This is a genomic window from Nostoc sp., from assembly GCF_036919895.1.
Taxonomy (GTDB): domain Bacteria; phylum Cyanobacteriota; class Cyanobacteriia; order Cyanobacteriales; family Nostocaceae; genus Nostoc.
In genome coordinates this window covers 36,716-61,032 of sequence record NZ_JBALBW010000067.1, presented here as the reverse complement: position 1 = coordinate 61,032, position 24,317 = coordinate 36,716, and the positions used below count along the sequence as shown (strand labels likewise).

The following is a 24,317-nucleotide window of genomic DNA, read 5'->3' as shown; positions in this document are numbered from 1 at the left end:
ATATGGGAATAGAGATCCCTTTGTGCGAGGATTTGATGAAGTTTCTCTAAACATTTTGGAGACTAGTACCGCAAGGCAAAATTCAAAATTCAAAATGAATACAGTGTCAGCGTTTCATTGATTTGGAATGGGTGGTTTATTTCCGCCGTATTGTACTAGTCTTAGATTCGCACCTTTTTGGAGAAGTCACAAATCTAGAAATTACGCACAAGATATCCCCCAACCTCTAAAAAAAATGAGGATCTAGGGTTCAGGTTTTCAGTACGTAAATCCTGAAATCTTGTTGTTCAATCCACTATTGTGTCATAATTCGATTTTCTAATTTTGAACTTTAAATTGCAAATTACTTATGCATTGTTCCGCGACCCTAACCCAACTGGTTGAAGTTCTTTTGGCCAGTCCGATAAACTTATCTGAAACTGCTTTAATACAAGTAAGTAGCGGTATACAAACAGATAGCCGCGCCCTAAAGCCAGGTGAAGTATTTCTGGCTTTGCGAGGCGATAAATTTGATGGACATGAATTTGTGCCAATTGCGATCGCAAAGGGTGCAATCGCTGCAATTGTAGATTTTGAATACGAAAATCCTGGTTTACCGGTATTACAGGTAAAAGACACCCTCAAGGCATATCAACAAATCGGCAGATGGTGGCGCGATCGCTTTAATATTCCTGTAATTGGTGTAACTGGTTCCGTGGGTAAAACTACAACCAAAGAATTGATCGCCGCAGTTTTAGGAACCAAGGGACGAGTTCACAAAACTTATGGAAATTACAACAACGAAATTGGTGTCCCAAAAACTCTCTTAGAAATTGGCGCAGAAAATGACTACGCTGTGATTGAAATGGCGATGCGGGGTAGGGGACAAATTGCCGAACTAACGCAAATAGCGCGTCCAACAATTGGAGTAATTACCAATGTGGGGACGGCACATATTGAATTGCTGGGTTCCGAAGAAGCGATCGCTGAGGCAAAATGTGAGTTGTTAGTTGAAATGGCTGCTGATAGTGTGGCAATTCTCAATCACGATAATCCTTTATTAATGGCCACGGCAGCGAAAGTTTGGCACGGAGAAGTTTTAACTTACGGCTTTTCTGGTGGGGATATTCAAGGGGAGTTAATTGATAACGAGACTGTGGAAGTTGCAGGAATCCAGCTACCCTTACCGCTAGCAGGTCGTCACAATGCGACTAATTTCTTAGCCGCTTTAGCAGTAGCAAAGGTGTTGGGGATCGATTGGGCAAGCCTGAAAGCAGGCGTGAAGGTGGATATGCCCACAGGACGATCACAGCGATTTACCTTATCCAATGATGTGGTAATCTTAGACGAAACTTATAATGCTGCACCAGAAGCTATGATGGCAGCATTGCAATTATTGGCAGACACACCCGGAAAGCGGAAGATTGCCGTATTGGGTGCAATGAAAGAATTAGGGGAGCGATCGCAGCAGTTGCACCAGCGAGTGGGAGAAACAGTACGAAAATTGAATTTAGACGGTTTGTTGGTTTTGGTAGATGGAGAAGATGCTGAAGCGATCGCAGAAAGTGCCGAAGGTATCCCATCGGAGTGTTTTGCAACTCATGCCGATTTGGTGGCTAGGTTGAAGACATTTATGCAAACAGGCGATCGTTTATTATTCAAAGCCGCCCATTCTGTGGGGCTAGATCGGGTTGTCAATCAATTACGTGCAGAATTTCCTAGATGAATCTATCATTGAAAACCCAAAATCTCATTTCTTACAGCAATCCTCGATAACGAATAAAGCCAGAAATCACACTGTAAGGCATGAGGGTAATATATTTACTCAACTTAAATATCCCAAAGAAAATTTGAGATATTCCCGCTAGCATGACTACGGTAAATGCCATTGCCAAGCTGTTTTCGGGGTTAGCTGCGATCATGGAACCGACAATTGCAGTCATGACTACGGTCATTGGCCCAGTTGGCTCAGAAATTAGGGTTGGTGTTCCACCAAATAAGGCTGCGAAAAATTCGTTGCGCTCGCAATGACAGGCAAAAAAGTGGGATGCTCCCCATAGCAAAAAACCCAGCTAAATCAAAGATTATAGCTGGGGTGTGTTTAATCTAAAATCTGGATGGCGATCGCAGCGATTCACTTACCATCAGAAGTATGATGAATTTCAGGCGTTGTTGGAAAGACTAGGGCTGTTACTGTAGCGTCTTTGATAAAGAATTGCCCCAAAATTAATCACCAGACAAGTGATTGCTAGCCAGAGCAAGATATAAGTGGGAGCCATCACCACGCCAATCATGAACCAAGTGTATACGTGCAATATCATTACAGAAGCAAAAAAACTGGCAATTCCAACAGATTGCCACACTTGATACGATGGGCGACGTAAGGCTACCAAGCCCATTGTTAAAATGGTGACAAGCAAGTTCGCTGGGACGAGAAACGCACAAATACCTATGCAGTTGCCACAAGAGAATTCTACCAAGGTGTTAAAATCGGGCATTAATTTTGTTAGGGATAGATGTTAGCTTTTTCACGAACTTAATTTATTTTAAAATAACTAAATTTACATTAACAGATTAGTGAGTACTCACATTGCAAACATAACATAAATTAAAATATTGAGTCGCGTTTTGATACTACTCAATAGTTAGTTAATTATAAAGATTTTGGATAACTAGGGTGGAAAACACCCACCCTGGCTGAATTAACCGGGTAAAATTACGGTATCGATAACGTGTACTACGCCATTATCAGCTTCGATATCTGCTGCTAAAACTGTGGCATTTTTAACTTCAAAACCATCTGAAGAATGAATTTTAATAGGTGAACCTTCCACAGAATTAACCGTACCGAGTTCTGCCAAATCAGCCTTTAGCAGCTTTCCTGGAACGACATGATACTTTAGAATCCGCGTTAGCTGGGGAATATTCTGCAACAGAGTTTGGATAGTTCCCGGTGGTAACTTGGCAAAAGCATCGTCATTTGGTGCAAAGACAGTGAAGGGGCCAGGACTTTTTAATGTTTCTACTAAACCAGCAGCTTGTACAGCCGCTACTAGTGTTTTGAAAGACTCAGCCGTAACTGCAATATCAACAATATCAGCCATATACTTTACCTACATTGATGCAAAAGATTTTAAAGGATGATAAACCTATTTGAAGTTTTATTAAACAAAATAAATTTAAAATTACGCATTGAGTAAACTACACGTTGACACATACTTCCCATCAGATATAGAAATCCGGTTTGATTTCTGAAAACATCCGTAGGGTATTATCGCGGAGAATACGGCACTAAACTCTTGATGATAGTGGGTTACGAACTTCGTTACAACACAACGCCAGTTGCTACCTCCGCAACGTACTGGCTCCCTTACAATACCTAATTTTGCTCAAAAATCAAATAGGAGTCCTATAAGTACTTGGACAGAATTAATTACACAATGCCATTGCGATCGCTTCATTCGCAATGACTGTAAATATTTTTGTCCAACTACTTATCACTAAAACAGTGCTGTAGATGGATGTTTAAAAAACACATCTTTGCTAGCCCGTCTATTGAGGAAACCAACTTTCTAACCGTTCTCTATCTCCTAAACAGCTATAGTAAGTAAATTTTAGTAGTATAAATAATCCAAAATTGCCTTTGCTTGCTATTCAAAGTGAAGCGGATAATCTCGCAAAATGCATGACTACAGTACGTTCTGTTCAAAATAAAAAAGCAGTATATCTCCCAATTTAGTGTAATTGCTGACACCATTACTAAAATGAGTTACAAATGAGCAGTAATTGATCTGGAAAGTGAACATCTAGTCAAGACACATTACAACTATTCGTTGGGGAAAATTCTTCTTTTCCGAAGGCAGTACTTGCAGTCAGGGTTATTCATGCCCTGGCAATTTCCTCATTTTCATATCCGTATCAAACAAACTGTAATTTCTTTAGGAGACACTAACTCATGGACTATCAAAGCCCTTTAAGCAAAAAATCCTCTCGCCGTGCGCTAGTAGTGAGTGGGGCCGTTGCTGGTGTAGCCACTGCATTGGGTTTGCCACTAATTGCCCAAGAAGTTGATGCTCGGCCAGCAACTTATAATCAGCAAAACGATGCGAAAATACTGAATAATGCTCTTTATTACGAACACCAGGCGATTTGGGCTTATAGCGCTGCTGCTGGCAAGCTAACTAATACTGAAGTTGGTAAAGCTGTTTTGGCTTTGGCACTCCGCAACCAAGCCGATCATAAAAAACATCGGGATGCTCTAGCAGCTACTATCACCAGTTTGGGTGGAACTCCAGTAAAAGCAGAATCTAGCTATGATGTTTCATCCTACATCAAAAAGGGTGAGGGAAACTTGGATAGCGATGTGAATATTGCCAAGCTGGCTTTAGCTTTGGAGACTGATGCTGCGATCGCCTATACCCAAGAAGTTGCTAAGTTGAAAACTCCAAAATTGATTACTGTTGGGGCTAGTATTGCCTCTACTGAAGCTGCTCATGCTGCGGCTATTCGTGCCACTTTCAAATCTTTGGGAGTGAATATCGAAATTGTACCAGCGTCTTTTGTTAGCCGTGAAACTCGTGAAGCCTGGGTGTTGAAAGTATAGATGGGAAGCAGAGGGAAATTGGAGTAAGTCTTTCCTCTTTGCCCCTCTGCCTCTTATGCCCAATACCCATTAATTACGATCGGCTTTCCAGTTTGCTAGATCGGTTAAAGAGCGATCGCGGTAACGTCCATAACGCTCCGGTTTACTTTTGATTTTCATTCCTAAATCGGGAAAAATCCCAAAATTGGGCGGCATTGGTTGGAAATGCTTCGGCGAAGCGGAACTTATAAATTCCACTAACGCACCCATCATTGTTGTCGCTGGTAAAACCAAAGTTTCTTTACCCAAAGCTAGCCGCGCTGCATTAATTCCCGCCAAGCAGCCACCCGCAGCCGCAGCAGTGTAGCCTTCAGTACCAATCAACTGTCCAGCAGCTAGCAACGTTGGACGCTCTTTAAATTGCAGAGTAGGATGCATTAGCTGGGGAGCATTAATAAAAGTATTGCGGTGCATCACTCCTAACCGGACAAACTCCGCCTTTTCCAAGCTGGGAATTAGCTGAAATATCCGTTTTTGCTCACCCCAACGCAGATTAGTTTGAAATCCTACCATATTCCACAGTTGACCGGCTTTGTCTTCTTGTCGCAACTGCACCACAGCATAAGGACGTTCCCCTGTGCGAGTATCTGACAATCCCACTGGCTTTAGGGGGCCGTAGCGCATAGTATCTTCCCCGCGCTGTGCTAATTCTTCAATAGGTAAACACGCTTCAAAAAATTTCGCAGTTTCCCGTTCAAAACCCTTGAGTTCTATTTGTTCCGCTTTGCAAAGTTCTTCTCGAAAGTGCAGATACTGCTCTTTATTCATTGGGCAGTTGAGATAAGCGGCTTCACCTTTGTCATAACGGGATGCCATAAAAGCAACGTCACGGTTAATCGATTCTCCGACAATAATCGGACTAGCGGCATCGAAAAAACTGAGGTATTCCATCCCCGTAAAGCGTTGCAAATCTTCGGCTAAATCGGGACTCGTTAAAGGCCCGGTTGCCAAAACTACAATTCCTTCAGGAATGGCAGATACTTCACCCCGGCGAAATTCAATTAAAGGATGGCTGGCTAAAGTTTGAGTCAAGTCTTGGCCAAATTGTCCCCTATCTACGGCTAGCGCCCCACCAGCAGGTACGGCGTGTTCATCAGCTTTGGAAATGACGATAGAACCTAGTTGACGTAATTCTTCGTGCAATAATCCCGCCGCGCGATCGCTTGCCATTGCGCCAAAGGAATTACTACAGACTAATTCTGCCAAATGTTCTGTATGATGAGCAGGGCTGAAGCGTTTTGGACGCATCTCATGGAGAATTACCGGTACTCCAGCTTGGGCTATTTGCCAAGCTGCTTCAGTTCCAGCTAGTCCACCTCCAATTACTTGTATCGGTTGTTGTTCCATAGTTAAATTTTTGGTTTCTATATCAATAAGTATCCATCAGTGTCACTGAAGTAAGAGGCAAACTCATGACTACTTCTGTAAATATAACGGCAGCAATTACAAATTATCTGTGTCAATTCCTTTTTCTTTGAGTTTAGCTAGCAATTCTTGATAGCGATCGCGCTCTTTTTCTAATTCTTGTAAAGCCGCTTCTTTTGCTTGACGTTCCTGTTCCCGTAACTGGTCAATTTCTACGGGACTCAAAAACTTTTGCCCAGAAGGAGAAAAAATTTCTAGGGTATCTGATGTTAGTTGAAAACGGATTCCTAAACGCGGACTTATCCAGCCATTCATCTCTTCAATGACTTCAAAACTATCCCCAGAACGAAGCAAGCCATTTAAATCGTTCTTATCAGGATCGTAAATATAATATTCTTCCACACCGTAACGCTGGTAAAACTGCAATTTTTTAGTCATTTCTTTGAGGGTGTTACCTGGTGAGAGAATTTCAAATACTACCTGTGGCGGTATATTCTCTTCATTCCACTGTAAATAGGAACCCCGTTTTCCTTTTGGTCTTCCAAAGACTACAAGCGTATCAGGCGCTTGTTTAATATTAGGACTTCCTTTAACTGGATACCAAAACAAATCTCCAGCGATAAATACATCAGCCGACGATGCAAATAAGATTTCTAAATTTTCTTTAATTTTGACAATCCATGCAAATTGTTCTGTATTATCCGCCATTGGCTGTCCGTCGCTTTCTGGGTAAATGACTTCGATTGTGGTTTCTGGTGTGACTTGTTGTACCATTGCTGTACCTCCAAGTATGGGGTTTTTAGTGGATATTTATAATTGAGATTGCGAGACACAAAGCAGCTTGTCAGCAGACATAGCTTGTCTGAACTTATTCATCTAGAGGCGTTTGCTGTACTCCTTGCTGGACTTGTGCAATATCCAAATCTAACGCCCGTGCTATCTGTTCCATACTTAAACCTAGTGCTAGCAGTTTAGGTACAGCTTCTAACTTTGCCTCAAAACGACCTTCTTGTTTACCTTCTTGTTTACCTTCTTCTTTACCTTCTTCTTTGCCTTCTTGTTTAGCTTCTTGATAAACCCGTGTTTGCTTCAACTCACTTAATCCAAACATCGCCTCTATCTCCTCTCGACTTATGTTAGGCAATTTATAAACCAGAATCGTCTCTATTAATTCTAGTAATTGTTTTTGTGGCAGTTGCAAATTTACCGCTTGTTTTGTACGGTTAATTAGTTCCCTGGCAGTGGCAATAGTTGTATCTTCATTTTCAATTACTAATTTGATGGTAGCAATACCTATTGGTAGTGATGCAGTTTCGCCTAGTTCATCCAAGTAAATTATACTAATGCGATCGCTGTTGAAGAATTCGTGGCAATCTTGTCGCTCACCAGTATCTATACTCCTTCTCGGATAAATCACCACTCCTCGCCAAGAATTTTTAGATTTATTTTGCCGCAAATAGAGAAATGTTTCTGAAACTAGGCGCAAATAAATATCTGAGTCTGGTTGAAATTGGACTTCAACGAAATAAATCGGATTTTCTTCATCTTGTGTAGGAAGAAATACACCATCTATTCTAAAGGCAGTTTGTTTGATTTCAACTGAAGAGAATTGATAGGTATTTGCAGTTTCGGGAGGATTCCCAATTAGTTCAAAGAAAATACTAGGAAATTCTTGAAATAGGCGATAAAATATGCTGTCAGTTTTCACTCTGGATGTTATAGCACAGTTTTTAACTTCAGCAATTTTATAATGTGCTGCTCTCTGATTGCATAAATTATTCCAGATAGAAAACTAGCTATTCGGCAGATTCTTGTATTTTTTGATAAATTCCATGCTTATGGAAATTTGCGATCGCGCACTTCTACAGCATAATCTTGTACAGCTTTGGTAATTGTCTCCCGCAAGTTGGTGTAAACCTTGGCAAATGGTGGATGCTTCTCGGCAAGTCCGATTACATCTGAGGTAACTAAAACCTGTCCATCGCAGTGAGTTCCTGCACCAATACCAATTGTCGGAATCGTAAGTTTTTGTGTAATCTGCATTGCCAAATCTGCGGGTATATGCTCTAAAACTAGAGAAAATACACCTGCTTGTTCAAGAGCGATCGCTTCAAGTAAAATTCTCTCACTCGCTTCTTGAGTTTTCCCTTGTTGTCGCAAACCGAGTTGATGTACTGATTGCGGTGTCAAACCTACATGACCCATTACCGGGATTCCGGCTTCTACCAAGCGAGTAATAGTTTCTGCGATCGCAGGATAGCCACCTTCCAATTTTACCGCCTGAGCGCCCGTTTCCTTCAGTACCCGCCCGGCTGAGTGCATTGCTTGCTGGAGACTTTCTTGATACGTCAAAAATGGTAAGTCTACAACTACTAAAGCCCGTTTAACCCCACGACGCACAGATTTGGCGTGGTAGATCATCTCATCTAAAGTTATCGGCAGTGTTGTTTCATACCCTAAAACTACTGCCATAGAGTCACCCACAAGGATTAAGTCTACACCAGCTGCATCGATGAGTTGAGCGATCGCATAATCCCAGGCCGTCAACGCCACAATTGAACGTCCCTGTTGTTTCCATTGAATTAATTGCTGGGTAGTGATTGCCATTTTTAATTAGGGGATAGGTGATAGGTGATAGGGGATAAGTGATAGGGATAGGGATAGGGATTAGCTATTAGAAAGAATTCAGTTCCCTGTACCCTGTAGCCTGTCCCCTAATCCCTACTTAACAGCGCGACTAAAAGCAATATGGGGTTTTGCACTGTTCGTTTTGGGCATTAACCAAGCTAGACCTTCACTAGTGCCGATCCATAATTTATTAGCGATATCAGGTACAAGGGCAAGAACCCGACTAGAAGGAAGTCCAGCAACTTCTGCATCTAACACAGCGCCTGTATTTGGATTTAATCGTAACAAACCATTGTTAGTTCCAACCCAGACACTACCATCTTTCGCAAAACGCACCACCTTCACGTCACGCCCACGTAGGCGAGTTACAGACCGTAACACTGCGCCAGTTTTTGGGTTAATAACTAACAAATTATTCGGCATTCCCGCCCAAATTAATCCCTCTGGACTGATAGCTAAAGCTTGGACAGTCGCCCCTGGTAAATCGGTAATCCGCTTCATAATCGCAGCACTAGCGGTATTTACCCGCACCAATCCATCAAGAGTACCAACCCACAGTTGACCTTCAGCATCTAAGGTTAGAGTGTTAGCACTGACACCAGGCAGATTTTTTACTGTTGTCATAATCAAGCCTTGGTCGGGACTAATTAGAGCTAAACCGCTATCAGTTCCAGTCCACAAATAACCCCGCTTGTCAAGTAACAGTGACAAAACCCGTTTAGAAGGCAAAAATAAATTCTGCGCGGTTATTTCGCTAGTACGGGGGTCTACTCGGAACAATCCCTCATAACTTCCCACCCACAAACGTCCTACTTTATCTTGGGCTAAAGCACCAATGGCAACATTCGGTAAGCTAACACGAGAAATAATCTTGCCGGTCTTAGGATCGATCCGCGACAATCCCCGCCAAGAACCTACCCAAAGATTGCCTGTAAAATCTTCCAGTAAGTTAGCGACACGATAATCAGTTTCTGGCGAATTTTCTTGCACTCCCCGCTCATCGGGTAATGGTTCTACTCGCGGTGGCGGTGCAGAAGCTGGGTAAGCAGGGGTTAGATCGGATGAATTAATGTCAGGGGTTTTTTGTGCCCATCCCATACCTGGCACAGCTATCAACCCCAGCAAGATAGAAGTAATCAATAAACTAGTACGCTTGCAAAACAATACCACGGTGACATTTCCTTTGGAGACAGTACCCATAGCCGTTACCTAAACTGGCTTTGGGTTAATTTCAGTGTTCCCTTCGCTGAGATTTTTTAAACGTCATCTGGAATTTTTCTCAAATTTTATAGGTTTTGGGGATTGGAGACTAGGGATGAGTTTTCCTAACCCAATACCCAGTACCCAATCCCCAATCCCCAATCCCTTCTTTACATTGATTGATGACACTTTGTAAAGCATTTGTAACAAAAAGTTTAAATCTTTATGTAATAACAAAATTAAATAGATAAGTTAAAAACTTTCAAAGAATAACTTATCGAATTCTTGATATATTGTGAGACAAGTTACAAATTACGTGGTGTGCAGTTTTTTATCTTTCGCTCACCATTCTGCTAAATCTCTGTCAAGTAAATTCTTTTATGGTATCTTTTCCATCAACGGAGAAGATAAAAGGAGTATAGAGGCGGAAATGTGTGCCAGCCAGCCCAATCCCCTGAATACCCCGATTTGTAGAGAAAATATCTAAATGCTAACCGCGAAAAGCGGAAGTTTTGGTGAAATTGAGAAGGTTTAGTTGGGTGCAAACAAGAGGTAAAAAAATTTTGATTCGTAGCAAGAGGAAACAGTAGAAGCGCTAGGTCGTGTACCCCTAGAAGGGGATAAAACTGGTGACAAGGGCTACCACCGCTACCAACGTGTGCGCCGCAAAAAAACTGCTACCTTTTGTCAAAGACAACCCATAACAAAAATTTTTCCTGAATCTTTCTCTCGCTCAAGGGGGGAAGAGGGGGGTGAAGGGAAGTTGCACAAAACGTGATTTGATAATTAACAAGAGTGATTTCAGGGAAGGATAAAATATGTCTTACGCTCAAACGAAGACTCAGAGCAAATCTGGGTATAAAGCCGGGGTTCAAGATTACAGACTAACTTATTACACACCCGATTACACACCAAAAGATACCGATCTTCTAGCTGCGTTCCGTATGACACCTCAGCCTGGTGTTCCTCCCGAAGAAGCAGGTGCGGCTGTTGCGGCTGAATCTTCCACAGGTACTTGGACAACTGTGTGGACAGATTTGCTCACCGACCTCGATCGCTACAAAGGTCGTTGCTACGATATCGAACCAGTTCCCGGTGAAGACAACCAGTACATCTGCTACGTTGCCTATCCTCTGGACTTGTTTGAAGAAGGTTCTGTAACCAACGTATTGACCTCAATTGTCGGTAACGTATTTGGTTTCAAAGCTCTCCGCGCACTGCGTCTAGAAGACATCCGCTTTCCAGTAGCTTACATCAAGACCTTCCAAGGGCCTCCTCACGGTATCCAAGTTGAGCGCGACAAGTTAAACAAATACGGTCGTCCTTTGCTGGGTTGTACCATTAAGCCCAAATTGGGTCTTTCTGCTAAGAACTACGGACGCGCTGTATACGAGTGCTTACGCGGTGGTTTGGACTTCACCAAAGACGACGAAAACATCAACTCTGCACCATTCCAAAGATGGCGCGATCGCTTCTTGTTCGTAGCTGAAGCTATCAACAAAGCTCAAGCAGAAACCGGTGAAATCAAAGGTCACTACCTCAACGTCACCGCCCCCACCTGCGAACAAATGTTGCAACGGGCTGAGTACGCTAAAGAACTCAAAATGCCCATCATCATGCATGACTACCTCACCGCAGGTTTCACCGCCAACACCACATTGTCTCGTTGGTGCCGCGATAACGGTATCTTGCTACACATTCACCGTGCTATGCACGCTGTAATTGACCGTCAAAAGAACCACGGTATCCACTTCCGTGTATTGGCTAAAGCCCTACGTTTGTCTGGTGGCGATCACATCCACACTGGTACAGTAGTTGGTAAGTTGGAAGGTGAGCGCGGCATCACAATGGGCTTCGTTGACCTGTTGCGTGAAAACTACATTGAGCAAGACAAGTCTCGTGGTATTTACTTTACCCAAGACTGGGCTTCTCTACCTGGTGTAATGGCAGTTGCTTCTGGTGGTATCCACGTATGGCACATGCCCGCGCTAGTAGAAATCTTTGGTGATGACTCCGTACTCCAATTCGGTGGTGGTACTCTGGGACACCCTTGGGGTAATGCTCCTGGTGCAACCGCTAACCGCGTTGCCTTGGAAGCCGTTGTTCAAGCTCGTAACGAAGGCCGCAACTTGGCTCGTGAAGGTAACGATATCATCCGCGAAGCTGCCAAGTGGTCTCCTGAACTAGCTGTTGCTTGCGAACTATGGAAAGAAATCAAGTTCGAGTTTGAAGCAATGGATACCGTCTGATCTGAGTTAACAGTTAAGAGTTAAGAGTTAAGAGTTAGGATTTGCATTAATTCATAACTCATAACTCATAACTCATAACTCTTTAGGGCTGGGGTCAAGCATGAATCTTAAGCAAATTGCGAAGGACACAGCCAAAACTCTCCAAAGCTATCTGACTTATCAGGCTCTAAGGACAGTATTGGCACAGCTAGGCGAAACGAATCCTCCATTGGAACTTTGGCTGCATAACTTTTCGTCTGGCAAAATTCAGAATGGTGAATCGTATATTGAGCAACTGTTGCAAGAAAAACCAGATTTGGCTTTGCGAATCATGACTGTCAGAGAACACATTGCGGAAGAAATTGCAGAATTTTTACCGGAAATGGTTCGCACTGGCATTCAGCAAGCCAATATGGAGCAGCGTCGCCAGCATTTAGAACGCATCACACGAATAGACACATCTAACCCCAGTCTGCAACCAGAACAGCAAACAACTTCAGAACCGAATTTGGATAACTTATCCAATTAGTTCGATCAATTTAGTAGTAAAAAATCGCAACCCATTATCAGAAGCTATGCAAACTTTACCAAAAGAGCGTCGTTACGAAACCCTTTCTTATCTGCCCCCTCTGACTGATGCTCAAATTGCCAAGCAGATCCAGTACATTTTGAATCAAGGTTACATTCCAGCCATCGAGTTTAACGAAACTTCTGAGCCAACAGAATTATATTGGACAATGTGGAAGCTGCCTTTGTTCGGTGCTAAATCGACTCAAGAAGTACTGAGCGAAGTTCAAGGATGCCGTTCTCAATTCAGCACCAGCTATATCCGTGTTGTAGGTTTTGACAACATCAAGCAGTGCCAAATTCTCAGCTTTCTTGTTCACAAACCCAACAAACCCAACAGATACTAAAAGCTAGCAAGCTTTTATTAATTAGTTGATCCCCATAGGAGAGGTAGAATTATCTGCCTCTCCTATTTACTAGATTTTGTTTGAAACGTAAATAAAGGGGCGTAGAGTTATTTTCTCTGTGCCTCTATGTTTTTTAAGAGAGTAATAATGCTACAAGAGGTAAGAATTTGTTTTGTTGGTGACTCTTTTGTTAACGGCACTGGCGATCCTGAATGTCTTGGTTGGACAGGGAGAATATGTGCTAATGCTAATAAAAAAGGTTATGACATTACCTACTATAATTTAGGAATTAGGCGAGATACGAGTACTGATATAGCAAACCGTTGGTTACAAGAAGTATCACTGCGATTACCCAAAGAATATGATGGCAAAGTTGTGTTTTCTTTTGGTTTGAATGACACAACATTAGAAAATGGTAAAACTCGTGTGGATTTGGCAGATTCGCTTAAAAATGCCTATGAAATTTTAAGTGAAGCTCAAAAGTTATATCCTGTTTTGATGGTTGGGCTAGCACCATACGCAGAACAACAAGATAGTCAAAGAAGAAACAGAAATACTGATTTATCTAAACAGTTTGCTTTAATTTGCAAAAAAATAGATGTGCCTTATTTAGATGTTTTTACCATTTTAGAAAAATCAAATATCTGGATTAATGAAGCAATAGCTAATGATGGCACTCATCCAAGAGCAGGCGGTTATGCAGAATTTGCGAAAATTGTGGAAAATTGGGATGCTTGGTTAAATTGGTTTCCCTAAAGTTTAGCAATGGGCAAATAGCGATCGCTCTAAGTTATCCTATAAAAAAGGGAAAATAGTTGCATGGCATGGCCAAAAAAGGGAACGAGGCTGATTACGGCGAATAATATAGCCCCGTTGGACTGTTTCACCTGATAGCGGTTACATAAGGTTGATTGTTGTACGTGAACCCCAGACAGGACAAAAACTCGCTGTCATATTTCCTTACCAATTGATGATTATTCCTTGTCTAGTACGTTCAGTTATCTTGCTAGCTTTGGAGCAAGGTTGGCAACCAACTGAGCGAAGGTTGAAAGAATTTCGCATTTTTGATGTCGATAAGCAAATAATTCCCAGTTTTGAAATTATTGGAAAAAAAATATATGCAACAAATTAATCTAGCTGAAGCATCTCAAAATTTACCTGACTTAATTGAAGCAGCACTTAGTGGTGAGGAAATTATTATCATCAAAGATAATCAACCTTTGGTGAAGTTAACTCCTGTGTCGCCACTTAAACACCGCCGTCAACCTGGAAGCGCAAAGGGTTTAATTACAATATCTGATGACTTTGATGAACCATTCGAAGAGTTTAAGGAATATATGGAATGAGATTACTGCTGGATACACATACTTTTATTTGGTATGTGACGGATAATTCAAGACTTAGTAATCAAGTAGTAGCATTAATCAATGATGAGAATAATGAAATTTTACTAAGTATCGCTAGTCTATGGGAAATAGCTATTAAGCAGAATTTAGGCAAGCTTAGTTTCAATCAGTCATTTGAAATATTCATCACACAGCAACTCAATCTGAACGATTTTAGTTTACTCGATATCAAAATTACCCATATTACTGTTGTTGCCACATTACCTTTACATCACCGTGACCCATTCGACCGAATTTTAATTGCACAGTCGATAGTGGAAAATATACCTTTACTGAGTGCTGATAAAATTTTTGATGCATATCCAAGTGAGCGTTTGTGGTAAGTAGCGCTCCTTTTCTACCAAAAGATAAATAAACAGTCATCACCAAAAAAACTTAACATTACTTTAAGCAGTGCTAGGCAAAGATAATTTTATGGGTTACTACATCGCTCCTCGCTTTCTGGACAAACTGGCTGTCCACATCACCAAAAATTTTTTGAAACTTCCTGGCGTGCGAGTCCCCGTGATTTTAGGTATTCACGGACGCAAAGGAGAAGGCAAAACATTTCAATGTCAATTAGTCTTCGAGAAAATGGGTATCGAGGTGACTAACATCTCTGGCGGCGAATTGGAAAGTCCAGATGCGGGAGATCCAGCGCGGTTGATTCGGTTGCGCTATCGGGAAACAGCAGAACTAATCAAGGTACGCGGCAAAATGTGCGTACTGATGATTAATGATTTAGATGCGGGTGCTGGACGCTTTGATGAAGGCACTCAATATACTGTAAATACACAGTTGGTAAATGCCACACTGATGAATATTGCTGATAATCCCACAGATGTACAGTTACCTGGAAGCTATGATTCCACGGCTTTAAATCGTGTGCCGATTATTGTCACAGGTAATGATTTTTCTACCCTCTATGCACCGTTAATTCGGGATGGACGGATGGAGAAATTTTACTGGGAACCAGACAGAGACGACAAAGTGGGAATTGTCAAGGGGATTTTTGAAGCGGATGGACTGTCACAGAAAGAAGTTGAACAGCTAGTTGATACTTTTGTCAATCAGTCCATTGACTTCTTTAGCGCTTTGCGATCGCGCATTTATGACGAACAAATCCGCAACTACATCCATCAAGTCGGTTTTGAACGGGTATCTTTGAGTGTGGTTAACAGCACTGAAGGGCCACCAGAATTTAAAAAGCCAGATTTCAGACTGTCTCACTTAATTGAGTCTGGTAACTTTCTCGTTGGCGAACAAAAACGGGTGGAAAATTCCCATTTGGTTGATGATTACAATCGACTCAATCGGGGTAGAAATTCTCAATCAGCACAACCTGCTGCTGCAAAACCAATTAATCAGTCATCAAGCAATGGTGAAACTCAAGAAGCAAAAACTAATGGATTCCAGAAAAAGGAAGCATTGAGTAGCCATTTAACCCTAGATACACAAGCTCAAATTAGGCAATTATTGTCTCAAGGTTACAAAATTAGCATTGAACACGTGGATGAGCGCCGCTTCCGCATGGGTTCTTGGCAAACCTGTGTTCATAGCCACATAGATGCAGAGTCTGATGCAATATCAAATTTGGAAGCAACTTTGGCAGAATATAGCGGTGAGTATGTGCGCTTGGTAGGTATCGATTCGAAAGCCAAGCGGCGGGTGGTGGAGACGATTATTCAGCGTCCAGATGGGAAAAATTAGGGATAGATAATTGAGAAAGAGCGATCGCTCTTGTCAATTCTCAAATAACTGGGAAAATATGCTTCCTCAATTTCAGGACTTACACAAAAAATAGCCCAAACCTTGATTTTTTGGTAGCGGCAATTCATCGATTGCCCTTACTGTGTGTAGTTTTGCTAAGTCCTCCTGTTTGATTTTTGAACAAAATTAGGTATTGTAGGGTGTGTTAGAACGAAGTTCGTAACGCACCACTATCAAGGGTTTGGTGCGTTACGCTGTCGCTAACGCACCCTACGTATCTTTTCAGAAATCAAACCGGATTCCTATAAGTCCTCAATTTGATAGCTGAATCCTTACCCTTTAACTACAAGTAGCAGCTGAAGCCGAGTTAACCTTTGTTAAATCGCCAGTGAATACTGCTGTGTATATATAAGGCGATGAACCAGAACAAGTCATGGAATTGGTATTAGTGCGACGGGGAGTCCACCATGACTTTGCCTGCACAGTTAAATTTGTGCCATTCCATGATAGGGTTTGGACAACTAAAGAGTTTGTATTTCCATTATCTGCCTTTTTCGCAGATAAAAATGTGGCATAGTTAACCTGACCATTAGCTGGATTAATCCGGGCTATAACTGCGACTTTTGGCCCGCCTCCACTACCATAGCTAGACAACCAACGCCCAGTTGCAAAGCGGCGAAAATCATTACCAGTCTGACTGCCGGTGGAAGAGTAAACGCCATATAAAACATCCCCACCATTCCAATACAATCCGTAACCTGTACCGTCGTCATTCGTTGTTTCGTAATCAGTCCGACACCATGATTTAATACCATTATTAAAACGGATAGTTACAGGGTTTTTGTTATTAGATGAGACTTGCTGATAACCAATGTAAAAGGCTGAACTTCCATTAACTACTCTGGGGCCTTTTTTCGCTTTGATTGTCGCTTCACTATCATTACAACTGAATGTCACAGCACTACCAATAGATGAATTGATAGTTTCAGCAAAAGCCGGACGAACTTTTTGTGCGATTACTAAATCAGCTACTAGTAATACAGACAAAGAGAAACCTGCCAAATACTTCTGTAATTTAGGAGAAAAAATCATGGTATAAACTTGCCGAGAAATTGTAAGGAAAAACACCGTATTACTATAAACTCTAATGACAGTTTAAACAAGCAATTGTTTTGAAAGTCCCAGATTGCAGCATTTTCAATATCAGTAAAAATGATATTACACTACAAAATGTATAAGCTAACATGCATGATATTATCTAAATTATTCTTCAAGAAATGGCATTTCAGGAATCACAATCAAGATGCTCTCTAAGAGAAGCTGGGCGAGTGTCTTGAAAAGTACTAAATCATAGATAGGTTTGGTGGAGATGCAAAAACTTAGTTTATTCAGGCGATTTTTTGGTCAGAATTAATTTTAAATTCTGACGAATAGCACCAATATCGCTGTTTGATAAATTGCGATGTCTACGCCTACGCACTAGTCAGCAACAAATAGTTTTAATGAACAATTAGCATTTGCTCATTCTCTATATCTATTGTTAGAAGCTTTAATCCATATTTGAATCAGTTGTTTTCTGTCCATCGGATCTAAATTCAGCTTTTCCTAGAACATAGATATATTTGTTAGAGAGGGTTCTAAAGTTAGTTTGGCTTAGTAAGCTGTTTTCTGGTTCAGTAATATTGGTGAATAATTTTATTTTTATGAAACCAATACATACATCTGAGTAATTTCTCTTAATTCAGAGACTGCATCTGGTTTTTTGGACGATTGCTTTAACGTTAGTGATTCATCATAATGGCTTCTAACGGAAGCGCATAGACGCATAGCAGTTTGCCATCATCATCTACGAGGTATAACTTCAAAATGGAAGAGAGCTAGAGTTAGAGTAAGTATTTATACTGATAAAATATTGGTAATGACAAGTTTAAAAAAATGGTGAATAACCTTTTTAAAATTCTCCTTTTTAAGTAGGATTTAAAGTTTTTGAGACATCAGCCACTATTTAGAAAAAGTGCTCTTAATTGATTAGATTTTTTCAGCAGATAAATGCTGCTTTACTACATCTAAACGCGAACAATTCCAATAATCGACATGAGAGACAATCAAACCATCAGAGTTAAGACCTAATTCACTCCAACCAGGAATAGAAATTCGTGGCTTCCAAGGAAGAGGAGTATTCCAACTGAGTGTCCACTCAGTTTTTATTGTGTCTCCTAAACGTTGAATATTATGTAAGTCCATCTTGGGATTTAAAAACCAAGTTTGGATAAAATTAATCATTTCTTTGTAACGTTTAACACCACTAAATTTATTCAGTGGATCTTGAAAATAAACATCTGGGGCGTAAATAGTGTAAGTTTGATTTACAGGGAATCTTTGATAGTCTTCTTTGAGAATTTCAATTATATTCATAATATATATATTCCTTGAATATAAAAATGTAGCACCGATATAAATCTCTATTAGAAATTGAAATTAACCTTCATTCCATAGGCGTTCTAACTGATGCCGCCAAGCAGCTAGAACTTCTTCTCGTGCCTCTAAGCTTTGATTGATTTCACCCATAAATCCTTCTGCATAAAAGCGTTCTAAGCTTTGCATAGTAGCTTGGAGAGATTGTCCTTGCTGTTTTGCTGCCTGAATAATTTGCCGGACGCGGCTTTCAATTAGTCGATTAAAAACATTATTTAATTTAGCCTGATAGAGAGATATAAGTCGGTTGATTGCATTGGAAAAATCTGCACTCACTAGAGTACCACTATTATGTTGAAATACCCCCCAAATTACTCCTTCATACAAAGCGTAACGGACTTCTTGAGTGTCATCAAAGTTAGCTTCTAGGAACTGTCCTAAAAATGGTTGCCCTTCCTCTAAGGACACAATAGGTAGTAAAACTCGTAGCCAAGTATTATCTTCAGAAAGTAGCACCAACAGCCGAAAAGTTGAAGTGTCTACTTGCCACGATCCTGGCTCGATCGCACTAACAGCCGATGTGCCAAATAATTCTGTTAACGTCTCCGCAATTTCTTCAACTGTCATAAGCCTTTGTTTACAACATATAGCTTCTAGATTAGCGCAGAGATGCATCAGCTTATTCACTAAAACTCTGTGGTGCTGCTGTAAAACTTCCTGTTGTAAAAAAGTCTCAGTTCCCTTGAACGCGCAGTGGGGACATACAGCTAAGTGTAAGCCCCCACAAATAATGTATTCCACTAAATTCAAATATTTTATTTAGATCATCGAATTGCTCAAAAACACGATACCGATCGCACACAAAGCAAAGCCAGCAATGCTAACTTTCCAGGGTAAAGTTTGGTTGATTTCTCCCATACCCATTGCACCACCAATTTCTCTAGCACTCATGGCAACTGTAAACAGAGTCAATGTCATACCTACTATATAGGCAATTATTGGCATCATTCCTGCCCCAATAATAGATTCAGCTACAGTGTAACCCTGAAATAAACCAGCACTGATGCCCATCAGAGTAAGTACTACAAAGCTTGGTTGATTTGGCATCATCAACATAGTACTAAAAATGATGGTAGAAATAGCGATGGCTGCGCCCGCCGAAGGCATCGCTATTTCTGCACCTGGTAAATTTATCTGGAATAGATGAATTACAATGCCCAAGATTGCTGCTAAGACAAAACATCCAGCGATCGCAGCGCCACGAACAAACATAGATGAGAGTAAGCCAATAGCAATAATACCCACTAAGCAATCCAAACCAATTACTGGATCTGCCAATCCCCAGATAAAGGCTTCCCAGCAGTTAGTGATGGTATGGTTAAGTGGTATTCCACTCAATGAACTCAGTAAGCTAATTAAAATTAAAGCTGCGATCGCTCCAATATGGCGATCCATTAACTTCGAGGTGTAAAATTCCCGTGAAGCACGGAATTCTGATAATTTAGTTTTGAACATCACTATATGCCAAATTAGTTTCTTCGGTAATTTATACTACCCACCCATAAAAAAAACTAACGTGGTAATTACACCATCTTTTACTAGCTTCATAAAGTTTTGTAAAGCTATGACTATTGTAAAAGTCTTTTGATAAAGGGCTTAAGCATCAACACTTAATATTCAAGACGATATCTACTCGACTGCAAATGTCTTTAAGAGGATTTTAAAACATTCTATTCTCGGTAGCAAAACGTTCTATATTCTCCTAAAGCCCCGATAAATTGGCGGACTTTGATAGGTTTTACCCTCTTTTTAAGGGGGTTACGGGGAATCAATAAGTACCTAAAATCACACTCAACTACTTTTTAAATAAGCTCTTACGAAACTGTGTAGCTTGCTTATCTCAAAAGATACAATTAGTCGCGCATTTGAATTTCCCACTTTCTTATTCTGACTCCTGGATTCTGACTTCTGAATTATTCTTTAACCTGGTATTTCTTCCAAAGTGGGATGTTCCCCTTTACCCAACTTAAAACTTACCTTAACTGAACTCTACCAAGAAGAAGACTAATCTAGAAAATATCTTCATCTGAAAGAGAGAATGAAATTCATCAAATTTCTACTACTTAGTATTACTCTCATCTTCTTTGTATGGATTAGTCCACTGCACGCTAGTCCAATAGCTCAATTACCAATTTCTTTACTTCCAGTTTCACAACAGGAAACAACATCTCTGAAAAATTCCCAGGATGTATTGACTGTTGCAACTTTTAATGTCGAGAATTTAGACCCGAAAGATCGACGCTTTGATAATATTGCCAAAATTATTGGCAATAATTTGAACGCACCAGATGTCATCAGTTTGATTGAAGTTCAAGATAACAACGGGCCAGTTGATGATAACGTTGTGAATGCAAACGAGACTTACCAAAAACTGATTGCTGCGCTCAAAAATATCGGTAGTCCAGCATACGACTTTGTTGATATTGCACCCAGCGACGACCAAGATGGTGGAGAACCTGGAGGCAATATCCGTGTTGGTTTATTGTTTCAACCCAGCCGGATAACTCTAGCAAAACTGTCTAGAAAAGGCGGTTCATTAGATGCTGTGGCTATTACTCAAGGTGCAAATGGTCTTGACCTTTCGCTCAATCCAGGTCGGATTGACCCTACCAATAGTGCTTTTGAGGCAAGCCGTAAGCCACTGGCGACAGAATTTATCTTTAACGGTCAAAAAGTGTTTATCATTGCTAATCACTTTGTTTCTAAAAAGGGAGGTTCGCCTACCGATGTGAAACGAGTCAAACAAGCCGAAATCGTTAATGAATTCGTAGCGCAAATACTAGAAGTTGACCCGCAAGCCAAAGTAATTGTACTGGGTGACTTAAACGATTCACCAGATTCTCTACCTCTGAAAACTTTGAAGGGTAACATTCTTGAGAATCTGACGGATAGTTTACCTGCTAGCGATCGCTTTACTTTCAAATTTCGGGGAAAGACTGAACTTATTGACCATTTGTTAGTGAGTGAAAATCTTTCTCGTGTTGCTCAACCAGAAATTGACATTGTGCATGTCAACGTTGGCTTTAGTAAGCCTGTCAGCGACCACGATCCTGTAATTGCAGCGTTTACATTACCTGCTAATCAGTCCACCTCTAACACAACTCCTCCTGTTGTTCAACCTACTCCCACTCCCGTAAGTGATTCGGCAATTATATTGCCTCAATTATCCAAAGTCGCTCTAGTTGAAGAACTTGCTAAGGAGTATACACCCAGCAAAACTTTGAGCTACGATCGCACCAGAGACGAAATGTTTGGTATTATTGATAACCAAGCAGGGATTGTCACAGATATCTATGCTAGTTACCAAATTAGTCTAAGTGGTAATGGCGATCCTAGTCAGGAAGCTGACAAGTTAGGACTGAATACCGAACATGTTTGGCCACAAAGTAAAGGGGCTGAAAATGGTAATGCCAAAAGTGACCTGCACCATCTATTTCCAGCACGCGAAGATATTAATAGTGAGCGAGGAAATAAACCCTTCGACGATATAGCCGACACAAGTACTAAAAAATGGTATCGAAATGATACTGTTCAAACTACAATTCCTACTAGAGCAATTGACGAATTTAGCGAATCATCATCTGCTAAATTTGAACCTAGAGAGAAAGTAAAAGGGGATATAGCCAGAGCAATTTTCTACTTCTACACTATTTATCGGAATCAAGCTGAGAAAGTAGACCGAAATTACTTTCAAAATCAGCGTCCAACTTTGTGTAAATGGAATCAGCAAGACCTCCCTGATATTACTGAAATAGCACGCAGTCATGCGATCGCTAAATTTCAAGGTAATGACAATCCATTCGTACTAGATGTCACATTAGCAGAACGGGCATACTGTAATTCCTAAAAATTTGGGTAGCACATCTGTGCTACCCTTCAAGCAATAAAATATCCTTATGGGTCAGAACTTTAATGCAGTAATTCTTCAACTTGATGCTGACTCCACAAAGTTCTGTATAAACCCTGTTGTTGCAAAAGTTCTAAGTGATTTCCAATCTGAACAATTTTTCCCCTTTCCATCACAAAAATTCTGTCAGCCGCCGCTGCTGCCGATAACTGATGAGTAATGAAAATTACTGTTTTGCGCTCAGTACCACCGGAAAGATTTTTGAGAATTTGTGTGGCTGTTTGATTATCCACACTAGAGAGAGCATCATCCAAAATTAACACTGGAGCATTGACCAGCATGGCCCTAGCCAAGGCAGTCCGTTGTCGTTGACCGCCAGAAAGAGTAATACCGCGTTCCCCAACAATAGTTTCATATTGCTGCGGAAAATTATGAATTTCTGATTCAATTTGGGCAAGTTTAGCAACAGATTCTATCTGCTCTTGTTCGCTAATTGGATCGCCATAGCGGATATTATTTTTGATTGTAGTGCTAAATAGAAAATTATCTTGAGGAACGTAGGCGATCGCACCTCGTAAATCTGCCAAAGCTATTTTAGTAATATCCAGCCCATCTAAAAACAATTGTCCTGATTCAATATCCAACAAGCGCGGTAAAGCATTGGCTAAAGTGGATTTCCCCGAACCGATTGCCCCAACAATGGCCACGGTTTCTCCCGGAGCGATGGTAAAGTTAACATTTTCTAAAGCTGGCTTATTGGAACCAGGGTAAATGTAGGTGAGATTTTTAGCTGTCACTTCCCCTTGAAGTTCCGCTACTGGAAGGTGTATGGCATCATCTGCATCTTGAATTTTCGGTGTGACAGAGAGAATAGATTCCAGGCGGTCGATACTAACTTCACCCCGTTGGTAGGCAGTAATTGTGAATCCTAAAACGGCTGTGGGGAAAACTAGACGCTCTACAAAGATTAACAGTGCTAAAAAATCGCCAACCGTAAGCGCCCCAGAAGACATCCGCGCCGCCCCTAGCCAGATGATTACTAGTAAACTGATATTAGCTAGCCCGCCAATTAGCCCAAACAGTGTATTTCGGAGTTTTGCCAGTTCTAGGTTAGCAGTCAATAACTGCTGATTTTTCTTAGCGAAGGCTCGACGCTCATTTGCTTCTTGGGCATAAATTTTAATTAAGGCAATGCCACTAATATCCTCCTGGATAAGTTCGCTGATGTCAGAGAGTTGCTCTTGGACTTCTGCTTGTTGTTTGCGTAAGCGATGGCTAAACAGACTCACTAAGAAGAGCATAAAAGGGTAAACTGCCAGAGACGCTAGTGTGAGATCCACACTAATCGCCAGCATTACTGGCAGTGTCAGGGCGTAGGCAAACACCGTATTTGCCAAACTCAAAACTGCAAAACCCAATAACCGTTTGATATTGTCCACATCACTGGTAGCGCGATTAATTAAATCACCAGCAGTATTACTGGCAAAATAAGCCGGCTCCAGCTTGAGTAAGTGTTCAAAAATCCGTTGTTTCAGGTCAAATTCCACCTGACGACCCACCCCAAATAGCCAAATGCGTGATGCCATCCGCATTAGCCACATTGCCGAACTCAGTAAGACAATAATTACTACGTAATGTAGTATTTGGTAGTTGAAGGTTGTCGAGAGTTTGTCAATACCAGCACGAATCCACAAGGGGATATAAACGCCCAGAGCATTGACAGACAATAAAGCAAGAATGCCTAAAGACACATCCCGCCAATAGGGTCGTAGGTAAGCACCGAGTTTAGCAATTCGTCGAGATTTTGCCATTAAAGCAATTTTGCAACTTTATCATCTTAGATTAACTGCTACTCCAAGAAGGCAGCTATGTAGAGAGAATATGGCTTCTAAATTAACAAGAAAGAATTCAGGAGTCAGGAGCCAGAATACCCTTTCAGGGAAG

Annotated in this window: 24 protein-coding genes and 1 pseudogene; 11 read left to right on the top strand and 14 right to left on the bottom strand. The window is 41.1% G+C overall.

The window, feature by feature from the left end; translation table 11 throughout:
- Nucleotides 1-349 precede the first annotated feature (349 nt).
- Nucleotides 350-1,705, top strand: coding sequence for a UDP-N-acetylmuramoyl-tripeptide--D-alanyl-D-alanine ligase (locus V7K55_RS12495; protein ID WP_334831647.1), 1,356 nt, complete (start codon nt 350-352; stop codon nt 1,703-1,705).
- Nucleotides 1,706-1,739: 34 nt separating this feature from the next.
- On the opposite strand, the pseudogene V7K55_RS12490 reads toward V7K55_RS12495, so the two are convergent.
- The 3 genes and pseudogenes from V7K55_RS12490 to V7K55_RS12480 form a co-directional block, all read right to left on the bottom strand.
- Nucleotides 1,740-1,991: pseudogene (locus tag V7K55_RS12490) on the bottom strand (SulP family inorganic anion transporter); the annotation flags it as partial.
- A 150-nt stretch (nt 1,992-2,141) separates the two neighbouring features.
- Nucleotides 2,142-2,477, bottom strand: coding sequence for a hypothetical protein (locus V7K55_RS12485; RefSeq protein ID WP_334831645.1), 336 nt, complete (start codon nt 2,475-2,477; stop codon nt 2,142-2,144).
- 204 nt (nt 2,478-2,681) lie between these two features.
- Nucleotides 2,682-3,083 carry a fasciclin domain-containing protein gene (locus V7K55_RS12480; protein ID WP_104898847.1) on the bottom strand — a complete coding sequence of 134 codons (402 nt, stop codon included), beginning with the start codon at nt 3,081-3,083 and terminating at the stop codon, nt 2,682-2,684.
- An 851-nt stretch (nt 3,084-3,934) separates the two neighbouring features.
- On the opposite strand from V7K55_RS12480, the gene V7K55_RS12475 reads away from it, so the two are divergent.
- Nucleotides 3,935-4,582 carry a DUF4439 domain-containing protein gene (locus V7K55_RS12475; RefSeq protein ID WP_334831642.1) on the top strand — a complete coding sequence of 216 codons (648 nt, stop codon included), beginning with the start codon at nt 3,935-3,937 and terminating at the stop codon, nt 4,580-4,582.
- A 69-nt stretch (nt 4,583-4,651) separates the two neighbouring features.
- Here V7K55_RS12475 and trmFO read toward each other — a convergent pair whose 3' ends face one another.
- The 5 genes from trmFO to V7K55_RS12450 all read right to left on the bottom strand — a co-directional run bounded on the left by trmFO (nt 4,652) and on the right by V7K55_RS12450 (nt 9,814).
- Nucleotides 4,652-5,968, bottom strand: coding sequence for an FADH(2)-oxidizing methylenetetrahydrofolate--tRNA-(uracil(54)-C(5))-methyltransferase TrmFO (gene trmFO, locus V7K55_RS12470; RefSeq protein ID WP_334831640.1), 1,317 nt, complete (start codon nt 5,966-5,968; stop codon nt 4,652-4,654).
- A gap of 96 nt (nt 5,969-6,064) precedes the next feature.
- On the bottom strand, nt 6,065-6,760 hold the full coding sequence (locus V7K55_RS12465; protein WP_334831638.1) for a Uma2 family endonuclease: 696 nt from the start codon (nt 6,758-6,760) through the stop codon (nt 6,065-6,067).
- A gap of 94 nt (nt 6,761-6,854) precedes the next feature.
- Nucleotides 6,855-7,694, bottom strand: a complete 840-nt coding sequence (locus tag V7K55_RS12460; RefSeq protein ID WP_334831636.1) for an Rpn family recombination-promoting nuclease/putative transposase — start codon at nt 7,692-7,694, stop codon at nt 6,855-6,857.
- 128 nt (nt 7,695-7,822) lie between these two features.
- Nucleotides 7,823-8,593 carry a 3-methyl-2-oxobutanoate hydroxymethyltransferase gene (gene panB / locus V7K55_RS12455; protein ID WP_334831634.1) on the bottom strand — a complete coding sequence of 257 codons (771 nt, stop codon included), beginning with the start codon at nt 8,591-8,593 and terminating at the stop codon, nt 7,823-7,825.
- Nucleotides 8,594-8,707: 114 nt separating this feature from the next.
- On the bottom strand, nt 8,708-9,814 hold the full coding sequence (locus V7K55_RS12450) for a ligand-binding sensor domain-containing protein (protein ID WP_334831632.1): 1,107 nt from the start codon (nt 9,812-9,814) through the stop codon (nt 8,708-8,710).
- Nucleotides 9,815-10,632: 818 nt separating this feature from the next.
- Here V7K55_RS12450 and V7K55_RS12445 point away from each other — a divergent pair.
- From V7K55_RS12445 to V7K55_RS12410, 8 genes are all read left to right on the top strand, one after another.
- Complete coding sequence (locus V7K55_RS12445; RefSeq protein WP_094327882.1) at nt 10,633-12,063, top strand: form I ribulose bisphosphate carboxylase large subunit; 1,431 nt, start codon at nt 10,633-10,635, stop codon at nt 12,061-12,063.
- A gap of 100 nt (nt 12,064-12,163) precedes the next feature.
- The gene (gene rcbX, locus V7K55_RS12440) at nt 12,164-12,571 is read left to right on the top strand and encodes a RuBisCO chaperone RbcX (RefSeq protein ID WP_334831629.1); all 408 of its coding nucleotides are present in this window, start codon (nt 12,164-12,166) and stop codon (nt 12,569-12,571) included.
- 46 nt (nt 12,572-12,617) lie between these two features.
- Nucleotides 12,618-12,956 carry a ribulose bisphosphate carboxylase small subunit gene (locus V7K55_RS12435; protein ID WP_196527503.1) on the top strand — a complete coding sequence of 113 codons (339 nt, stop codon included), beginning with the start codon at nt 12,618-12,620 and terminating at the stop codon, nt 12,954-12,956.
- A 147-nt stretch (nt 12,957-13,103) separates the two neighbouring features.
- Complete coding sequence (locus tag V7K55_RS12430) at nt 13,104-13,712, top strand: GDSL-type esterase/lipase family protein (RefSeq protein ID WP_334831626.1); 609 nt, start codon at nt 13,104-13,106, stop codon at nt 13,710-13,712.
- Between the two features lie 151 nt (nt 13,713-13,863).
- A complete protein-coding gene (locus tag V7K55_RS12425) occupies nt 13,864-14,088 on the top strand; it encodes a hypothetical protein (protein WP_334831624.1) in 225 nt (74 codons plus the stop codon).
- Nucleotides 14,075-14,302 carry a type II toxin-antitoxin system Phd/YefM family antitoxin gene (locus tag V7K55_RS12420; protein WP_334831622.1) on the top strand — a complete coding sequence of 76 codons (228 nt, stop codon included), beginning with the start codon at nt 14,075-14,077 and terminating at the stop codon, nt 14,300-14,302. The genes V7K55_RS12425 and V7K55_RS12420 overlap by 14 nt, the downstream gene beginning before the upstream one ends.
- Nucleotides 14,299-14,685: a type II toxin-antitoxin system VapC family toxin gene (locus V7K55_RS12415; protein WP_334831620.1), complete on the top strand. Its 387-nt coding sequence runs from the start codon at nt 14,299-14,301 to the stop codon at nt 14,683-14,685. The genes V7K55_RS12420 and V7K55_RS12415 overlap by 4 nt, the downstream gene beginning before the upstream one ends.
- A 91-nt stretch (nt 14,686-14,776) precedes the next feature.
- Nucleotides 14,777-16,051, top strand: coding sequence for a ribulose bisphosphate carboxylase small subunit (locus V7K55_RS12410; protein ID WP_334831618.1), 1,275 nt, complete (start codon nt 14,777-14,779; stop codon nt 16,049-16,051).
- Here V7K55_RS12410 and V7K55_RS12405 read toward each other — a convergent pair.
- From V7K55_RS12405 to V7K55_RS12385, 5 genes are all read right to left on the bottom strand, one after another.
- The gene (locus V7K55_RS12405) at nt 16,048-16,179 is read right to left on the bottom strand and encodes a hypothetical protein (protein ID WP_334831616.1); all 132 of its coding nucleotides are present in this window, start codon (nt 16,177-16,179) and stop codon (nt 16,048-16,050) included. The genes V7K55_RS12410 and V7K55_RS12405 overlap by 4 nt on opposite strands.
- A gap of 211 nt (nt 16,180-16,390) precedes the next feature.
- Complete coding sequence (locus tag V7K55_RS12400; RefSeq protein ID WP_334831614.1) at nt 16,391-17,143, bottom strand: hypothetical protein; 753 nt, start codon at nt 17,141-17,143, stop codon at nt 16,391-16,393.
- 936 nt (nt 17,144-18,079) lie between these two features.
- Entirely contained in the window at nt 18,080-18,466 is a 387-nt protein-coding gene (locus tag V7K55_RS12395) for a DUF2358 domain-containing protein (RefSeq protein WP_334831612.1), read from the bottom strand.
- A 63-nt stretch (nt 18,467-18,529) separates the two neighbouring features.
- The gene (locus V7K55_RS12390; protein ID WP_334831610.1) at nt 18,530-19,093 is read right to left on the bottom strand and encodes a hypothetical protein; all 564 of its coding nucleotides are present in this window, start codon (nt 19,091-19,093) and stop codon (nt 18,530-18,532) included.
- A 192-nt stretch (nt 19,094-19,285) separates the two neighbouring features.
- On the bottom strand, nt 19,286-19,981 hold the full coding sequence (locus V7K55_RS12385; protein WP_334831608.1) for a HupE/UreJ family protein: 696 nt from the start codon (nt 19,979-19,981) through the stop codon (nt 19,286-19,288).
- Between the two features lie 583 nt (nt 19,982-20,564).
- On the opposite strand from V7K55_RS12385, the gene V7K55_RS12380 reads away from it, so the two are divergent.
- The gene (locus V7K55_RS12380; RefSeq protein ID WP_334831606.1) at nt 20,565-22,373 is read left to right on the top strand and encodes an endonuclease; all 1,809 of its coding nucleotides are present in this window, start codon (nt 20,565-20,567) and stop codon (nt 22,371-22,373) included.
- A gap of 62 nt (nt 22,374-22,435) precedes the next feature.
- On the opposite strand, the gene V7K55_RS12375 is transcribed toward V7K55_RS12380, so the two are convergent.
- On the bottom strand, nt 22,436-24,184 hold the full coding sequence (locus V7K55_RS12375) for an ABC transporter ATP-binding protein (RefSeq protein WP_334831604.1): 1,749 nt from the start codon (nt 24,182-24,184) through the stop codon (nt 22,436-22,438).
- Between the last annotated feature and the right edge of the window lie 133 nt (nt 24,185-24,317).

Bases quoted from the DNA above. Each gene is read 5' to 3' on its own strand.
- V7K55_RS12495 (WP_334831647.1), top strand. From the start codon at position 350: ATGCATTGTTCCGCGACCCTAACCCAACTGGTTGAAGTTCTTTTGGCC.
- V7K55_RS12485 (WP_334831645.1), bottom strand. From the start codon at position 2,477: ATGCCCGATTTTAACACCTTGGTAGAATTCTCTTGTGGCAACTGCATA.
- V7K55_RS12480 (WP_104898847.1), bottom strand. From the start codon at position 3,083: ATGGCTGATATTGTTGATATTGCAGTTACGGCTGAGTCTTTCAAAACA.
- V7K55_RS12475 (WP_334831642.1), top strand. From the start codon at position 3,935: ATGGACTATCAAAGCCCTTTAAGCAAAAAATCCTCTCGCCGTGCGCTA.
- trmFO (WP_334831640.1), bottom strand. From the start codon at position 5,968: ATGGAACAACAACCGATACAAGTAATTGGAGGTGGACTAGCTGGAACT.
- V7K55_RS12465 (WP_334831638.1), bottom strand. From the start codon at position 6,760: ATGGTACAACAAGTCACACCAGAAACCACAATCGAAGTCATTTACCCA.
- panB (WP_334831634.1), bottom strand. From the start codon at position 8,593: ATGGCAATCACTACCCAGCAATTAATTCAATGGAAACAACAGGGACGT.
- V7K55_RS12450 (WP_334831632.1), bottom strand. From the start codon at position 9,814: ATGGGTACTGTCTCCAAAGGAAATGTCACCGTGGTATTGTTTTGCAAG.
- V7K55_RS12445 (WP_094327882.1), top strand. From the start codon at position 10,633: ATGTCTTACGCTCAAACGAAGACTCAGAGCAAATCTGGGTATAAAGCC.
- rcbX (WP_334831629.1), top strand. From the start codon at position 12,164: ATGAATCTTAAGCAAATTGCGAAGGACACAGCCAAAACTCTCCAAAGC.
- V7K55_RS12435 (WP_196527503.1), top strand. From the start codon at position 12,618: ATGCAAACTTTACCAAAAGAGCGTCGTTACGAAACCCTTTCTTATCTG.
- V7K55_RS12430 (WP_334831626.1), top strand. From the start codon at position 13,104: ATGCTACAAGAGGTAAGAATTTGTTTTGTTGGTGACTCTTTTGTTAAC.
- V7K55_RS12420 (WP_334831622.1), top strand. From the start codon at position 14,075: ATGCAACAAATTAATCTAGCTGAAGCATCTCAAAATTTACCTGACTTA.
- V7K55_RS12415 (WP_334831620.1), top strand. From the start codon at position 14,299: ATGAGATTACTGCTGGATACACATACTTTTATTTGGTATGTGACGGAT.
- V7K55_RS12410 (WP_334831618.1), top strand. From the start codon at position 14,777: ATGGGTTACTACATCGCTCCTCGCTTTCTGGACAAACTGGCTGTCCAC.
- V7K55_RS12405 (WP_334831616.1), bottom strand. From the start codon at position 16,179: ATGAATTGCCGCTACCAAAAAATCAAGGTTTGGGCTATTTTTTGTGTA.
- V7K55_RS12400 (WP_334831614.1), bottom strand. From the start codon at position 17,143: ATGATTTTTTCTCCTAAATTACAGAAGTATTTGGCAGGTTTCTCTTTG.
- V7K55_RS12395 (WP_334831612.1), bottom strand. From the start codon at position 18,466: ATGAATATAATTGAAATTCTCAAAGAAGACTATCAAAGATTCCCTGTA.
- V7K55_RS12390 (WP_334831610.1), bottom strand. From the start codon at position 19,093: ATGACAGTTGAAGAAATTGCGGAGACGTTAACAGAATTATTTGGCACA.
- V7K55_RS12385 (WP_334831608.1), bottom strand. From the start codon at position 19,981: ATGTTCAAAACTAAATTATCAGAATTCCGTGCTTCACGGGAATTTTAC.
- V7K55_RS12380 (WP_334831606.1), top strand. From the start codon at position 20,565: ATGAAATTCATCAAATTTCTACTACTTAGTATTACTCTCATCTTCTTT.
- V7K55_RS12375 (WP_334831604.1), bottom strand. From the start codon at position 24,184: ATGGCAAAATCTCGACGAATTGCTAAACTCGGTGCTTACCTACGACCC.